Genomic DNA, 14,705 nt, shown 5'->3' with positions numbered 1-14,705 from the left:
GACGCAGGCATTCCCTCACCGCTCTCCGACTCGGCGCGTTTCTTGATCAGGGCAATGACGTCCGTTGCGAATTGATCGGCCATTCTGTTTCCTGTCTTTCTTTCCCGCGTTTCGACCCGGACCCGCGACTCAGTTCCTGAGGCGCGCCGCGTCGCGAAAGCCATCACGCTTGGGCAACTGACAAAGCCCAATGCTCATAAAGCCGGATCAGGTCCGGCCGGTGTGTGGCGTAGGTGCAGTATGACGATGTGAGCCGCTACACCGTGCGCGTCTCCCAGTCTGTCCATAGGCTCGGAAGAAGTCGGACAGTTGACATGGCCGGTCAGTTGCAACTCCCTTTCCCAGCACTCCACTGCCCGGTAGAGCGCATGAAAGTTCTCCTTTCGGGCAGTTCTTAAGACGCTCGCCACGCCATGAGGCAGTGGGGCATCGGTGTGCGTCAGGTGCTTCTGCCCATGCAGGATTCCACAACATTGATGAAATCGTTTGTTTCGATGAAAGGCATCCACACTTTGGATAGTTGACCACGCGTTTCAAAGATCGTGAACTACATCTCGTCGTTGTGCTCGACGCACTTCCGACAAGTAACCTCATGGGCGTGGCATGCAAGATTTAACCGAGCCCAGCCGGTCATGAGTGCGGCCGGCGCTCGGCTGCTCGATTATTTGCGCGATGAGCTCGCGACCATGTCCGCGGAGGTATTCAAACTTAACGCTGCGTCCGGGAGCTCTTGCCCTCCAGTTCGCGACGCTCTCCTGCCCATCCAGTGCTCGTTTATTTCGTCGGATAGTTTGACCCGGCTCTACCGAATCGCCGCTTCAGGATCATTCTTTCCGATTTCGTCACGCTCGTATTTCTGCCGCGTCCTACACCGATTGGGCGCGAACAAACTGAGCGCCTTGGAACCCGAACCCGTGCGTCGTGACCGGGAGCATCCGGGGCGAACTCGTGCGCTCGGGGGCATCGCATCACCGGACGGCGACAGGCACGGTCGACCGGCATCTCGGCATCGGCTGGGAATTCGTCCATGGTCTGCATTGACGACGCTTCCTGAGGCCACGTAGCCCTTATGCCAAGCTGGGCGCCCGGGTCGAGCGCGTGATGACGACAATTGCTTCGCTACAGGTCAAACGCTTTCCGGGCCACCTGCAAAGTCTTCACCCGGCCGTACAGCGCCCAAGACCACTGATGTGATCGACAAGAGCCTTTTTGATAAATCTGCGCTATTCTCCTGTCGCGCACGGACGACCGCGTGGCGAAGAGCAGGGTCCGAGATGAGAGCCCTGCCGCGCAGCTTCTATCGTCGCGCCTCGTTTGCGGCATCCGTGCCTACCCTCTTCGGACCTCGTGGGTTCCAACCGGCGGCGAGGCGTGCATAGGCGCCCTCGGCCTGCTCCACCCAGCGGCGCTCTTCTTCCCGGTGGCTCTTTATGTTGTAGGCGTGCGCGGCTCGCTTTTGGCCGCGCACAGCCTTGCTCCCGGCCTTGAGTTCCACATCGCGCAAGCTTCTTGGCATGCAGGGAGGGTCGAGCCCACGCGTAACTCTCGCCCTTCATCAACAGATGCCAGATCACGACAGAGAGTTTGCGTGCGGTTGCCACGGCCGCGACATGCTGTCCGCGCCGGGCTCGCACGCCGCAGGGAGAAGGCTCGCAACGGTCCGGGAGCACGAGCGGCCGCCCAGACCGCCTCGACGAGCATGCCGCGCGCATGACCACGGCCCTGCTTGGTGATCCGCCCATGGTAGGCCGGACCTGGCCGGACTGTCGGACGCTTGGGTTCAACCCGAGATAGGTCGAGCTTCTGCGGATCGTCGAAGCGCGACACGTCGCCGATCGCCGCCTTCATCGCCAGCGCGACGGTGATGTCGACGCCGGGAATGGTCATCAGCCGCTTCACGCCTTCATCCTCGAGAGCCGAGCGGGCAAGATCGCGTTCGATGACCTGGAGGTCTTCGCCCAATCGGTCGAACTCGCGCAGATGCCGATCGATCGCGAGGCGCTCGTCCTGCGGTACGACCTGCGCGATTAACCAGGTCCGACCCTTGGCGCCGCACAGGTCGGCATGCGGGCAGGACGGGATCAGGTGGCTATGAAGGATCGACTGGATGACGGTCTTCAATCGAGATCTCTGTCGGACAATCTGATTGCGCCGTGTCACCTGTCGACGCAGAGCCTGCGTCGGCTCGTCCGCAATCCAGACTTCTGGCAAGAAGCCGCTGGCATAGAGCTGCGCAAGAACGTCGGCGTCGATCGTCGTTTTGATCTTGGCATAGGCAATGACACGCACCTGTTTCGGGTTGCCGATCCCCACCTTCTTCACATGCGGCGCAACCACAGCTGTAGCGGACGTCGCGTTGCCGGTGGCCTCGATCACCCCGACATCGTTCGGCGACAGCTTCGCGGCGAACGCCGCCAGCAGATCGCGCCGCATGTCGACGCGGCCGAGTCGCCTGAGCCTGCCATCCTCCCATGCCACTGCTTCGGCGAAGGCGCGGTGAATATCCAGTCCGATGATGCGCATGCCCGTTCCTCCTTCTTGGCTCGGTCAAAGACGGGAGCTGGCGGGTAACACGACATCTACTGATCCGCGCTCGCAGCGCCTCCGGGAAAGTCGCGAGGGGCGGCCATGTAACGAGCTCGGGCTCTCAGCCCACGGTCTATTGACGGCCTGCCTGCACCTTCGTGCTCCCGGTGCCCCACGTCCCGGATGGGCTCACCATAAGGGCGTTCCAAAACAAGAACGGCAGGACGAAAAGGCACTACAGATCACCACCGGATAACAGCAAGGCCAAGCGCTTCGTTCAGACAGGCTTGCGCCAATGGGCTTAGGCCGAGCCTACAACAGCTCTCAAAAACGCTGCCGAACTGCTGCATTGGCTTCGCCGATACAACATAGGCCTCACGGCAGCTTAGGATCAAACCGCCCATCAGTCGCCTCGGACTGGAAGGGTGCACCCTATTGTTCCACGCCTAGCTAGGTCGGGGCCGCCGAAGACGCTGGTTGATAGCCCGGCGCCATCGGCCCGGCATTTCAAACCGCCAATCTCTGACCTGCACAGTACGTACGATTGCTCGCTTCGGCAGATCACGCGGCTCATATGTCGGACCTTAACGTCATCCATCATAAACTTTTTGCGACAAAAGATTGCAAGAATGCTAAATTGTTAAAGTCGTTTGTTTCGGTTAAAGGCATCCATCCCATGGATGGCTGATGACATGCGTTTCAAAGGACTTGATCTAAATCTCCTCGTTGTGCTCGACGCACTCCTGACGGAGCGTAATCTCTCGGCGGCGGCACGCAGGATCAACCTGAGTCAGCCCGCCATGAGTGCGGCCGTCGCCCGACTGCGCGATTATTTCCGCGATGAACTGTTTACGATAAGAGGTCGCGAACGATTTCTAACCCCGCGTGCGGCAGCATTTGCCCCCGCAGTTCGCGACGCTCTCCAGCACATCCAGTGCTCGATTATTTCTTCGGATCCGTTTGACCCAGCTCGAGCCGATCGCCTCTTCAGGATCATTCTTTCCGATTTCGTCACGCTCGTGTTTTTCGAAAAGCTTGTGGAGCGTATTGCACGGGAAGCCCCCGCCGTCAGCTTCGAACTGCTGCCTGTCGACGATAGCCCCGATGAGCTTCTCCGGCGCGGTGACGTCGATTTTCTAATTCTACCGGATATGTTCACGTCGAGTGTGCATTCAAGCGTTCCGCTGTTTGACGAGAAGCTCGTGTGCGTAGGCTGTCCCACAAACAAGCAGCTGCCACAGCAGCTTACATTCGAGAGATACATGTCGATGAGGCACGTCGCGGTCAGGTTCGGGCGTACGATGAAGCCGTCTATCGAGGAATGGTTTTTGCTTGAGCATGGCCTTAAGAGACGTGTCGAGGTCGCGGTGCAGGGCTTCAGCATGATTCCACCTATGGTGTCCGGCACAGCTCGTATAGCGACCATGCCCTTGCGGCTGGTCAGGCATTTCGAAAACACGTTCCCCCTGCGGGTTATCGAACTTCCGCTGCCATTTCCCACATTCACCGAGACCCTCCAATGGCCGGCCCTCCACAATAGCGATCCGGCAAGCATCTGGATGCGGGAGATAATGATGCAAGAGGCATCTCGGATGGCTGTCCCGCTGTGAACCCACGGAAAATTCAGGCGCACCTATAGTCACTACTCCTGTCACCATCTACTCTGACGACAATAGCCCTCGCCGGATAAAGTCGATGCTGGCGGCAAGTGCGCCTGCGAGATCGTCCAGAGAATGGACTTCCTCGACCAGCTCGAACGAGAAAGGTCCCGCGTAGCCGCCATCCAGCAGCGCCTGAATCTGGCTGCCATTGTCGGAACCTGCAAGAAAGCGATCGGGGTAAATCCAGAAGGTCGGGTCGTTTACGCTTGAAATGTGCACCAGGCCGGTAAGCTCGCAGAACAGGCATGTCTCCCCGGCCAGGGTGTGGTGGAACGTGTCGTGCACGAGGCGAAAGACGGACTGGCCATCAACCGCGGCAACGGCCTCGGCCGCTTCCTTCTTTGATCGAAGCGAGCAGGTTCGGAAACCCAGCGGCTCGATAAGACCGATCAGACCCCGCGACTGGAGGATTGGCTTGATCTCGTTTAGAGCGAAACGAAGATTGTCCTGGCGCTCGCTATTGGTGGGCCACGAGCTGCGGTTGGCCGGCACCAACACGAGCGTCTCCGCCCCGCACGCCGTCGCATAATCGGCGAGGTTGCTTGCCTCGGCCTGACGCGTTGGAGTCCAGTCGTTGAACCGCTGCAAGGCGTTGACAGAGATGATCGTGACGCCCGCTTCGGTAGCGGCAAACCGGACGTCCGCAGCCGGAATGCCGCGTGCGACAGGATTGCTGAAATGAGGGTAACGGATTTGGACGTCGGTCAGGCCTTGGTCACGGGCAAGCGCGAAAAGCGCACTGACGTCAAGGCGGGGCGCCGCCATGTGATCGAGTGCAAAGCGGGGCGATACCTGGCGCATTGCTTGACTTTCCTTCCATGAAGCGCGGCTGCCATTTCGGCATCCGGCTTCTTTCAAGACGGAACCACGCCGGTTCACAGATCGGACAGAGACGGCCGAGTCAATCGAGCTTTCCTTTCATTGGTGAAAGGAAAATGGGCGCTCATGATAGAAATCCATCAGCTCAAATATTTTCCGGAAGATAAATGTCGAACGGCAGAAATGTCTGCCCCGGGCTCTCCGCGACGCCGGCTTTGATGGCCCGCTCCATTGCCATTATCAGCTCCTGGCAAAGTCGGCGCATTGGCGTGCCGACCGCCATCGTCAAGATGTCATCCGCAAGCGCCCCACGTGACTGCGGCGTCATTTCACTCACGATCGCGACGAGATCCTGACCGCTCCCCTCTTCTCGGAGCGCGGAAATTGCCCCCTCTATCCCCCCGCCGGCCATATAGAAGCCGACGAGCTCTGGTTCCCGCTGCATAAGATCCAGCAATTTTTCGTAAGTGAGCTGCCGTTCATCAAGGTTCACGAGCGCATCAAGCACCTCGAATTTTGGCGCGTTCTCACGAAAATACGCACGAAAGGCCGTTTCCCGCGTCGCATGCGCCTGGAAGCGATGGCTTCCGACAAACACCGCCACCTTGCCGGGCCGTTTTGCGGTCTTGGAAAACACCCAAGCGGCAGTCCGTCCGACCTTGCTGTTGTTGAGGCCGATGTAGCCCTCGCGCACGCCATCGGCGAAGTCGGATAGCAGCGAAAATACCGGGATACCTTTCGCCTTGAGCTCCTCGACTGATGCTGTGATTTTCGGGTGATCGGCCGCCACCATGGCGATCGCCTGGCAGCGGCTCCCAAGGTCCTTAAGAAGCGGGAGCAGGTCACGCGGCAAATGTGACTGCGCGAACTCGATGATCGGAAGGCCGTGGAAGGATTTAGCCATACTGACCGACTCTTCGATCTTGCGAGCGAAATCTTGGTAGAAATCGTGGGTAGGTTTTCTCAAGATGAAGCCCAGCTTGTAGTGCGGCAGGTGCTGCTGCAAGCGCTGTTTGATGAGACCGGCAGCATGATAGCCGATCGCGTGCGCGGCCGCATGGACCCGCTGGGCGGTCTCCTCTCGCACCGGAAGGCGGACGTTCAGAACCCGATCGACTGTTGCTACGCTGACTCCGGCTTCGCGGGCGAGATCGGCAATTGTGACGCGCTTTCCCCTAGCGATTCTGATCGGCCGGTCCTCCATCATCCGGTGCGCTCCCGCGACGGCTTGGGGCGGCAAGCTGAAATAGTTCCCACACCCGGCGGTTGATAGCGCATTCGACGAACAGCGCTCCATGCGCACCCAGATGAGTTTCCGTGAACCGTTCGTTTGCTTAGGGGCTTCATGGTGTTGTATTACTCACTGCGTTAGTACTCTATTTCCAGCGCTCTTTGGAGGCTGGCAATTCGACTGTTGTGGCAAGGCCGCGACTTACACGTCGCGCTGTTGCGATTTTGCTTGCGGGGAGCCAGTTTGATGTAACCCTAACCGCGGAAAGCGGCTTCCATCCGTGACTGGTCCAATTCGCCTTCCCAGCGAGCGACAACGAGCGATGCCACCGCATTACCGACTAAATTCGTCAGCGCGCGGCATTCCGACATGAAGCGGTCCACGCCAAGAATTAGAGCCATTCCGGCAACGGGAACACTCGGCACGACAGAGAGAGTAGCGGCCAATGTGATGAAGCCGGCGCCGGTGACGCCTGCCGCACCCTTCGAGGAAAGCATCGCAATTAGCAGCAGGAGGATCTGATCGGCAATTGACAAATCTGTGTTCGTCGCCTGCGCGATGAAGAGGGCGGCGATCGTCATGTAGATATTGGTACCGTCCAGATTGAATGAGTATCCAGTAGGGATGACGAGACTTACGACCGAACGCGCGGCGCCGGCCTTCTCCATCTTCTCCATGAGCGAGGGCAGCGCGGCCTCCGAGGAGGACGTTGCCAGGACAAGCAGCAGTTCGTCCTTGATGTAGCGGACAAGAGAAAAGATCGAGAAGCCGTTGTAGCGGCAGACCGCGCCGAGAACCCCGAACACGAAGAGGAAGGCGGTAAGATAGAACGTCGCGACCAGTATCGCGAGGTTGGCCACCGAACCGATACCGTATTTGCCGATCGTAAAGGCCATTGCGCCGAAGGCGCCGATGGGTGCAGCCTTCATCAGAATGCCGACGAGCTTAAAAATGGGGGCGGTAAGCGCCTGGAGAAAGGTAACGACCGGCCTGCTCGTCTCTCCGGTCATCGCCAAAGCAATGCCGAACAGGACCGAGAAGAACAAGACTTGCAGGATGTCGCCTTCCGCGAAGGCACTGGCAATCGTTGACGGGATGATGTTCATCAGGAAGCTGGTCACGGACTGCTCGTGAGCCGTGGCCACATAGCCCTTAACGGCTTGGACATCGAGCGAGGCCGGATCGATGTTGAGGCCGGCGCCAGGCTGAACGATATTCGCGACAATCAGTCCGACAACGAGTGCAAGCGTCGAGAAGGTGAGGAAATAAACCATCGCCTTGGCGGCAACTCGGCCGACCTTCTGCAGATCGCTCATGCCGGCAATGCCGGTCGCAATTGTCAGGAAGATGACAGGTGCGATAATCATCTTGACGACTTTGATGAAGGCATCGCCGAGCGGCTTCAGGCTCTGGCCGGTTTCCGGATAGAGATAGCCAATTGCGGCACCCAGGACTATGGCGGCAAGCACCTGCACGTAGGTCCGGGCAAAATGGCGCTTGCGGGGCGCTGCGATCGCGCGGGGGACTTTTGGAACCAACACCGTTTCTCTCTCCCTGACCGGATCGGGGTGGGGGCTCCTCCTTCTCCCATGCTGCGCTCCGGTCGAGCGCTGCTGTCATCTCGGAGCAAGCGCCGTGCCAACTGGAGGCCTGTCCCGTCCAGCGAGATTGGTGCGGGTTGCGCACTGGAACCCTCCACCTTTGCCGGAATTTGCACTCAAGGCTCGCCAAAGATCGCGTGAAGAAGTGCTTCGCCAGAGAGGGAATTGACCAGGTCGCCTTGCGGCCGTGCCTTTGATGTTCGCCGCAGATCGAATGCCGGCCGATATCTGTCGTCTTGGTGACTTTGGTTGGTCAGTTTTGCGACGGAATGCGCGCAAACTGTAGGATATCCTACACGCCCATCAGAGCACGCGGGACAAGCGATTAAGCGTAGGAGCGCATCGAATCTCCGAGGTCAAAAAATCTTGAATAAGGTCCGCGTGCGAAGTGAATCCGCAACTCGTCAAAGTTCTCCACCGTTTGATCCAGCGGTCGCGTTTCCTGGCGCTGCAGGATGGCGTTATCTGATGGCTCAAGCGCTGGAACGCCCAGGAAATCCCAAACCGCTCCCAAGCATTGGGCAGGTTCATGAAGAAGGCTCTCGTATTCCATTACAAGCAGGTTGGTCGACGTGAAGGAGTCCATAACGCGAGCGTGAAAATCGTCGGCGGCTTTGAAATAAGCCTCACAGTCAGCGATTGACAACCTGACGCTCGGTGGCCGAGCGGTATCGTTGTCCGAGCTGAACTTCAGCCACTGACCGCTTTCCCTGGCCTGCACAAAGGAACGGAGCGATTCCAATACGTTTCGGCGAACAACGAGGATGACCTTGAGTGCTGGCCAACGAGCTAATTCCGCAAAGAATGCTGGACGCTCGCGAAACTGAGGTTCATTGATCTTGCAGCCAAGATGCGTCACATTCTTGTAGTCGCGCATAGGGCAGCGCACATAGGCAAGCTCAAGAAGCTCGCGATCCGTGCCTAGCAGGCGATCCGTGCTGGGCCAATTGGGATCATATTCGTTTAGCAACTCACCGTTACTCAAAACGGTCGGATGCTCGTTTAGCAATTCTTCTAAATAGTGTGTTCCGGTCCTTGGCATAGCAAGGATCACAAAAGGCTCAGGAGTTGGTTCGTTGTGGGTCATTGCATGTGTATCCAACTAAATAATGGCCGCGACGGTCTGGGGACGCGCACAAGAAGCTTGGCTGCTATCGCTTGAACGCTCCGGGTGGGTCCGCGCCTCACCACCCAGCCTGTACTCCGAGGTGTGGTCGCGAAGATGGGCGCGTGCCTGCAGCGGCTGGGTGGCGCCCGGCTTCGGCGTTGTTGTACCACTCGCGATTCCTGGCACACGCATGCCTCCGGGCCGCTGTGGGCAGTTTGCAATCCGGCATTGCGGACCTCCTTCTCGTTGATGGGCGTAGGTAAGCGTCAACGCATTAGTCGTCGATGAAACAGTCCAGCCGACACAAAAAAAGGCAATACAGCGAACATGCAAAGTGCGCCTATATGCAGCCCTACATTGTCGCCCAGGCGGCCGAGCATCACCGGACGGATTAGATCGATAGAATTCGCCAGCGGCGAGAAGGCCGCAATCTGCTGAAACACTCCTGGCAATTGGCCGACTGGAAAAACCGCGCCCGAAAGGAACAGCATAGGTGTGATGACAAGCGTCTGATAGAAAATAAAATAGTGATAACTGGGCGCGAGCGCGATGACGAGCATGGCCAGGCTCGCAAAGGCGAACCCGGTGAGAGCGATGACCGGCAGCACGTAGAGAACCGACGTCCACGCGGCATAACCTAGCGCGGCGGCAACAATCGCAATTGTCGTACCGGCCAGAAAGGCCTTTGTGGCTGCCCAGGTCAATTCACCGAGAACGATGTCGCCGAGGGTAAGTTGTGTGTGCAAGATTGCTTCCCAAGTGCCCTGATCGCGCATTCGACCGAAAACCGCGTAAATTGTTTCGAAGGTCGATGCTGTCATCGCGCTTGTCGCAACCATGCCGGCTGCCAGAAAAGCGATGTAGGATGCACCTTCGATGCGGCCTACCAACAGTCCAAGGCCAGTGCCGAGCCCGAAAAGGTAAATCATCGGATCAGCAAGGGTGCCGAGCATTGAAGCAAATGCCACCTTCTTCCATGCCAAATGATTGCGGCGCCACACCGCGATCCAGTTCCAGGCGTTGGCGGGTAGAGCGGCCGCAAGACGTTCACCCATTGCTCACTTCTCCATCTCACGTCCGGTTAGCCGCAAGAAAACGTCCTCCAGACTGGGTGGACGCTCCAGAATACGCAGACCCGCTCGACCGCGAAGCTGGATGCGCACATCCTCCGGATCAGGCGCATAGCAAAAGAGCGTCTCGCCGCTTACCTCGATACGCTGAACGTACGGCCTGATCAGCGAAATCAGCTCCTGTGGATTGCCGCCGAAGATCTCGATCACGTTGCACCCAATGTACTCGTCGATCAGCGCATGAGGACTGCCCTCGGCGATCTTGCGTCCCCGCTCGAGAACACACAGCCGATCACAAAGCCGCTCAGCCTCTTCCATGAAATGGGTGGTCAAAATGATCGTTTTTCCGCTCGCCAGCAGGAAACGAAGTCGCTCCCAGATCAGATGGCGGGCATGCGGGTCGAGGCCGGTCGTGGGCTCATCCATCACAAGCAACTGGGGGTCGTTGATCAGAGCACGTGCCAGCGTCAGGCGCCGCTTCATCCCGCCGGATAGCAGGCCGACACGTGAATCCGCCTTGCTCTCAAGGCGAGCGAACTCGAGGAGCCGTGGGATGACGGCGTTGATCTCTCTTGTTCTCATGCCGAAGTAGCGCCCGAACACCAACAGGTTCTCACGTACCGTAAATTCCAGGTCGAGATTGTCGAACTGCGGGACCACGCCTATGCCCTTGCGGGCCAAGCGGCTGCGTGCCGGCACTGGTAGACCGAGGACTGTTATATCACCCGCGTCAGGCCGGGTCATACCGAGGAGCATACGCGCAATCGTGCTCTTGCCTGCGCCGTTCGGCCCCAGCAGACCGAAGCACTCTCCCGATGCAACGGTGAAGGACAGCCCGTCCACAACGAGCTTGTTTCCGAATAATTTGGTTACGCCGGTAAGGTCGATTGCTACATTGGACATGCGTCTATCTCAAGCGGAATGAGTCCGATTGGCCACCGGCAGCTTACTACGAATCTGGTTCAGAGCAGGCCACCGCCTTGAGATGGCACCTTTGGAAAGTCGCGGCCGGAGCGACGCGTGTATCGCTTCCGCCAAAGAATTAACGTCAAGATGCCACGTGTCGCTTCCAGATAGTTCCCGTTCTGACCATAGGTAACTCGACAAGCTTCACCACGTGTCGACTGACACAACTTACTCGGTCACCCGGCGCTGCAAGGCCGTCAGACTTCACCAGCTGTGAGCGAAAGATCTGCAGTATGAAGTGACTCCGCAATTCCAGAATTGCCCGCAGCATTTGCTCCGGCAAGCGGCGTCGCGCTTGTGATTTCCTTTGTGCTTCTGTTGGGCAGGGGAACACTTTTACGCGACAGCCAATCGCTATTGCTCAATGTACACAGGGCGTAAGCCTTCAAGGGGATCAACAGGAATATCCTGATTAACGCGTGCATTGAATAGCCGATGAATCGAAGCTGCCGAGTGCGGAAAGATAACACCGTAGATCTGATTATGGTCATGGTGACAATAGCCAGCACCGTCCACCAATTTACTGTATGTGAAAATAGTAGCTCACCGAGCGCCGTTACTACCGCGATGCCGAGCAACAATGGGCCGAGATTCTCTCCCATCACATCCAAAGTTAGATAGCGATCCAGGCCACGCAGTAGACCTCGCGCAAGCATCGTGTCCCGGAAAGTGCTCCGTGCCCAGCGGAGTTGTTGGCGCAAATAAGGTCCCATCTTGTCCGGAACGACTGTCGCCGCGACGGCACCTGGAACGTACTCGGTTCGAAAGCCTGCTTTCAGCATGAGGATCGTAAGATGACGGTCTTCACCGAAGTCGCTTGGTTTCCCCCTGAACAGCTGCGTCTCGTATTGATCCAGCAGAGAAAGGAGACAAGACCGGCGGTACATTGCACATGGGCCGCAGCAGCACATGACCGCACCAAAGCGACCTTGCGCCGCGCGCTCCTCATTGCAAGCCAGCCAGTATTCCATATCGATCAATCGGGTCAACCAAGTGTCGCTGCGGTTGTATGCCGTCAGCTGGCCCATGGCCGCTCCGACCATGGGATCCCGCATTTTTACTGCAAGCTTCGTGATCACGTCGGACGCAAGTGTCGTGTCAGAGTCGACGCTGAGCACGAAATCTCCAGATGAGCGGCGGATGGCGGCGATCTGCGCCTTGCGTTTGCCAACATTCTCGCGGAGCAGAATGAAATTGAATCTCGGGTCGCCCTCGTAGGCGTGATGTACCGGGATGACGGCATTACGATTTCCAGAACCGTCGTCAACCAGATAGACCTGAAATGTTCCGGCGTAATCTTGAATTGCGATGGAAGCTAAACACGCCGCGAGTGTGCGCGGGTCCTCATTGTAGCAGGGGATGATGACATCCACGCTCGGCCAACGGTCGGATCCGAACAAGCTTTCCGACGGCGGCGTAACATTTTCCGGTTGGGAGTAGACCGCTTGCATGCCTCTGTAAACAGTCGAGAGCACCGCATAAGACGAAACGGCAACAGTACTGGCTGTGGTGAGAAGGTCCATAGGATCTCTGTTTGTTCAGGGATGTTGAGGAAGTGATCGGATTACAAATCCGCGGCCGTGCAATTCTGGAATTAGGCGTGACAACGCTGTCACCGTCTGGTCGCGCAGACTGGCTTGATTGCCTGGTTGCAATTCGTCGGGAGCGCACCCGTCGTGCAACAGCACGATTGCGCCCGGCCGGATATCGGCGAGCACTCTGTCGACGATGGCGTCAACGCCGGGGCGAGACCAGTCGCGTGGATCAATGGACCAATGGACGGGCGCCAATGCCGCACCCGCTGATGCAGCGATTACTTCTTCGGTCCAGATGCCATACGGTGCACGAAAGTACCGAACCATGGCCTGCGGGCAAGCCATCCCTATGACTCTGTTTGCCTCAACTATCTGGCGGTCGACTTCGACGGGCCCGCATTTAGCCAGGTCCGGATGAGTCATCGTGTGGTTGGCTATACCGTGCCCGTCTGTAATAATTCGGCGAACGAGTTCCGGCTCGTCGGCCGCGTAGGCCCCAACAACGAAGAAGGTCGCCGGCACCTGATGTTGCGCCAGCACATTGAGTATCTGCGGTGTGAAAAATGAATTGGGACCGTCGTCAAACGTCAGATAGACGCTGCGCTCTGCAATGCCATCGGCATTGTCACTCTGCCCTTCGCATATGTAGTCCAGAGGCTTCATAGTTCCGGACCGTTCCGGTCGATCAGGGTACCGGACGGCCACTCGTCCATCGAGCGTCCGATCGGCGAAACCAACACGAGTACGTCTTCCAGGCGCGTGGGCGGCAGGTCGGGATGCACGTCTGGACGGGTCGACCGTACGCGAACGCCCGACACAATGTTCGCGAGGCCGGCTCTGCAGAATCTTTCGACATGGTTTCGCAGCGCGTGCCGAACCGTGCCGAAAGCGAATGGAACACCCAACTGATGGAGCACTGGGTACGCCACGCGCATCGAAAAACCGATTCCGAGCCCTTCAAGATCCGGACGAACCGCGTACAGGCCCAATTCAGCGACGATCAAGTCGACCTCGCCAACTTTGATGAAGCGCCGCAGCATGCCGATGTGAGCCGCTACCCCATGCGCGTCGTAGCCGATTGCGCGGAATTCCGGCCTCGCGCCGGCCCAACTGCGGCCGCCTTCGAATGGCTCCGCGTTGAAGGCGCCAGTCCGTCCATAGGTCTTTCGAAAAAAGTCGGAGAGTTCGACATGGTCGGCCAGTTGCAACTCATTTTCCCAGCACAACTTCCACTCGACATTCGGGCGCATGGAAGACCTCACCTTGTAGCTGTCCGGTTGAGATAAATGTCCAAGCATTGGTTAAATAATTGGCGTCGCCCCAACGGGGCGTAACTTGTGGAGACCACCGAAAGACCAAGCCGCAATGCAGATGCGACTGACTTTGTACGCCCCGCACACCAGATGATGCTCCTCGGATCCAACGCAACCATCGGAACTACCTATCTTTCCAACTTGAAGCGCTTCTATGGGACCTGCAGCAAAAACGGTAAAATCCTTTGTTTAGATGAAAGGTATCCACGCTTTGGATAACTGGGCGAATGCGTTCCATATGGCTGGTCAATTATCGTCGTCACGCTCGAGGCACTTCTGACGAAGCGCAAAGCTCACGCCCGCGGCACGCGCGGCCGTTGCCGGGCCGCTCGATTATCTCCGTAAGAGCCCGAGCGGAGCTCAGACACGACGATTGATCAGAATCTGATTCGCGGGTTCAGTATCTTTTTCGTGTATCCAGCTCTGGGCTGTCCTTTGGCGGGAGTTAGGTTCGCCCAGGTTCTGAGCCTGGGGCGTCGGCCCGTTCGCCGCACAGGCTCCTTCGCACATCGTCGAGGCCGAGAAAGAGGTGGCCACACAGCTCCCCCTGTACTTTCCACCACCCGACACCAGAGCTCACCCAGGGCGCCGGCCTTGCTCACCTCAACGGATAGCGCACTCGCGCCGCTTCACGATTAAAAGAATTCTACAAGCAGATGCCTGTTTGATCGTGAGACGTCCGCTGCCAATTCCCGCATCGCAGAGGCAGCCAATAGCGCTCGCTTCACATAGTGGTCCGGCAAGCAGCTAGGCTGAATCGACATTCAGCGCATCCATAACATAGCTGCGGCGAGATGGATGAAGGCGAGGAAGTGGCCGGCGCGACGATCGAAGCGTGTGGCGAAGCGTCTGAAATGCTTGAGCTTGTTGAAGCA

11 protein-coding genes and 1 pseudogene are annotated in these 14,705 nt (G+C 58.1%); 1 reads left to right on the top strand and 11 read right to left on the bottom strand.

The window, feature by feature from the left end:
* Window positions 1-1,428 precede the first annotated feature (1,428 nt).
* Window positions 1,429-2,523, bottom strand: coding sequence for a transposase (locus EOA49_RS24325; RefSeq protein ID WP_245460779.1), 1,095 nt, complete (start codon window positions 2,521-2,523; stop codon window positions 1,429-1,431).
* 695 nt (window positions 2,524-3,218) lie between these two features.
* Here EOA49_RS24325 and EOA49_RS24320 point away from each other — a divergent pair.
* Window positions 3,219-4,136, top strand: coding sequence for a LysR family transcriptional regulator (locus tag EOA49_RS24320; RefSeq protein WP_091600624.1), 918 nt, complete (start codon window positions 3,219-3,221; stop codon window positions 4,134-4,136).
* Window positions 4,137-4,184: 48 nt separating this feature from the next.
* Here EOA49_RS24320 and EOA49_RS24315 read toward each other — a convergent pair whose 3' ends face one another.
* The 10 genes and pseudogenes from EOA49_RS24315 to EOA49_RS24270 all read right to left on the bottom strand — a co-directional run.
* Window positions 4,185-4,988, bottom strand: coding sequence for a TIM barrel protein (locus EOA49_RS24315; protein ID WP_029356612.1), 804 nt, complete (start codon window positions 4,986-4,988; stop codon window positions 4,185-4,187).
* Window positions 4,989-5,151: 163 nt separating this feature from the next.
* On the bottom strand, window positions 5,152-6,213 hold the full coding sequence (locus EOA49_RS24310) for a LacI family DNA-binding transcriptional regulator (RefSeq protein WP_091600622.1): 1,062 nt from the start codon (window positions 6,211-6,213) through the stop codon (window positions 5,152-5,154).
* 278 nt (window positions 6,214-6,491) lie between these two features.
* On the bottom strand, window positions 6,492-7,775 hold the full coding sequence (locus EOA49_RS24305; RefSeq protein WP_268929390.1) for a dicarboxylate/amino acid:cation symporter: 1,284 nt from the start codon (window positions 7,773-7,775) through the stop codon (window positions 6,492-6,494).
* A gap of 388 nt (window positions 7,776-8,163) precedes the next feature.
* Complete coding sequence (locus tag EOA49_RS24300; RefSeq protein ID WP_024505871.1) at window positions 8,164-8,925, bottom strand: sulfotransferase; 762 nt, start codon at window positions 8,923-8,925, stop codon at window positions 8,164-8,166.
* 287 nt (window positions 8,926-9,212) lie between these two features.
* Entirely contained in the window at window positions 9,213-10,001 is a 789-nt protein-coding gene (locus tag EOA49_RS24295) for an ABC transporter permease (RefSeq protein WP_091600620.1), read from the bottom strand.
* A gap of 3 nt (window positions 10,002-10,004) precedes the next feature.
* Complete coding sequence (gene nodI / locus EOA49_RS24290; RefSeq protein ID WP_091600619.1) at window positions 10,005-10,919, bottom strand: nodulation factor ABC transporter ATP-binding protein NodI; 915 nt, start codon at window positions 10,917-10,919, stop codon at window positions 10,005-10,007.
* Between the two features lie 260 nt (window positions 10,920-11,179).
* On the bottom strand, window positions 11,180-12,505 hold the full coding sequence (gene nodC, locus EOA49_RS24285; RefSeq protein ID WP_091600618.1) for a chitooligosaccharide synthase NodC: 1,326 nt from the start codon (window positions 12,503-12,505) through the stop codon (window positions 11,180-11,182).
* Between the two features lie 15 nt (window positions 12,506-12,520).
* On the bottom strand, window positions 12,521-13,180 hold the full coding sequence (gene nodB / locus EOA49_RS24280; protein WP_091600617.1) for a chitooligosaccharide deacetylase NodB: 660 nt from the start codon (window positions 13,178-13,180) through the stop codon (window positions 12,521-12,523).
* Window positions 13,177-13,767 carry a NodA family N-acyltransferase gene (locus EOA49_RS24275; protein WP_063169401.1) on the bottom strand — a complete coding sequence of 197 codons (591 nt, stop codon included), beginning with the start codon at window positions 13,765-13,767 and terminating at the stop codon, window positions 13,177-13,179. Before EOA49_RS24275 ends, nodB begins: the two co-directional genes overlap by 4 nt.
* Window positions 13,768-14,594: 827 nt before the next feature.
* A pseudogene (locus EOA49_RS24270) lies at window positions 14,595-14,705 on the bottom strand (IS5/IS1182 family transposase); the annotation flags it as partial.

The organism is Mesorhizobium sp. M1A.F.Ca.IN.020.04.1.1 (assembly GCF_003997315.1).
Lineage (GTDB): Bacteria > Pseudomonadota > Alphaproteobacteria > Rhizobiales > Rhizobiaceae > Mesorhizobium.
This window is presented reverse-complemented; position numbering and strand designations above follow the sequence as displayed.

Coding starts and splice junctions, on each gene's coding strand:
- EOA49_RS24325 (WP_245460779.1), bottom strand. CDS start 2,523: ATGCGCATCATCGGACTGGATATTCACCGCGCCTTCGCCGAAGCAGTG.
- EOA49_RS24320 (WP_091600624.1), top strand. CDS start 3,219: ATGCGTTTCAAAGGACTTGATCTAAATCTCCTCGTTGTGCTCGACGCA.
- EOA49_RS24315 (WP_029356612.1), bottom strand. CDS start 4,988: ATGCGCCAGGTATCGCCCCGCTTTGCACTCGATCACATGGCGGCGCCC.
- EOA49_RS24310 (WP_091600622.1), bottom strand. CDS start 6,213: ATGATGGAGGACCGGCCGATCAGAATCGCTAGGGGAAAGCGCGTCACA.
- EOA49_RS24300 (WP_024505871.1), bottom strand. CDS start 8,925: ATGACCCACAACGAACCAACTCCTGAGCCTTTTGTGATCCTTGCTATG.
- EOA49_RS24295 (WP_091600620.1), bottom strand. CDS start 10,001: ATGGGTGAACGTCTTGCGGCCGCTCTACCCGCCAACGCCTGGAACTGG.
- nodI (WP_091600619.1), bottom strand. CDS start 10,919: ATGTCCAATGTAGCAATCGACCTTACCGGCGTAACCAAATTATTCGGA.
- nodC (WP_091600618.1), bottom strand. CDS start 12,505: ATGGACCTTCTCACCACAGCCAGTACTGTTGCCGTTTCGTCTTATGCG.
- nodB (WP_091600617.1), bottom strand. CDS start 13,180: ATGAAGCCTCTGGACTACATATGCGAAGGGCAGAGTGACAATGCCGAT.
- EOA49_RS24275 (WP_063169401.1), bottom strand. CDS start 13,767: ATGCGCCCGAATGTCGAGTGGAAGTTGTGCTGGGAAAATGAGTTGCAA.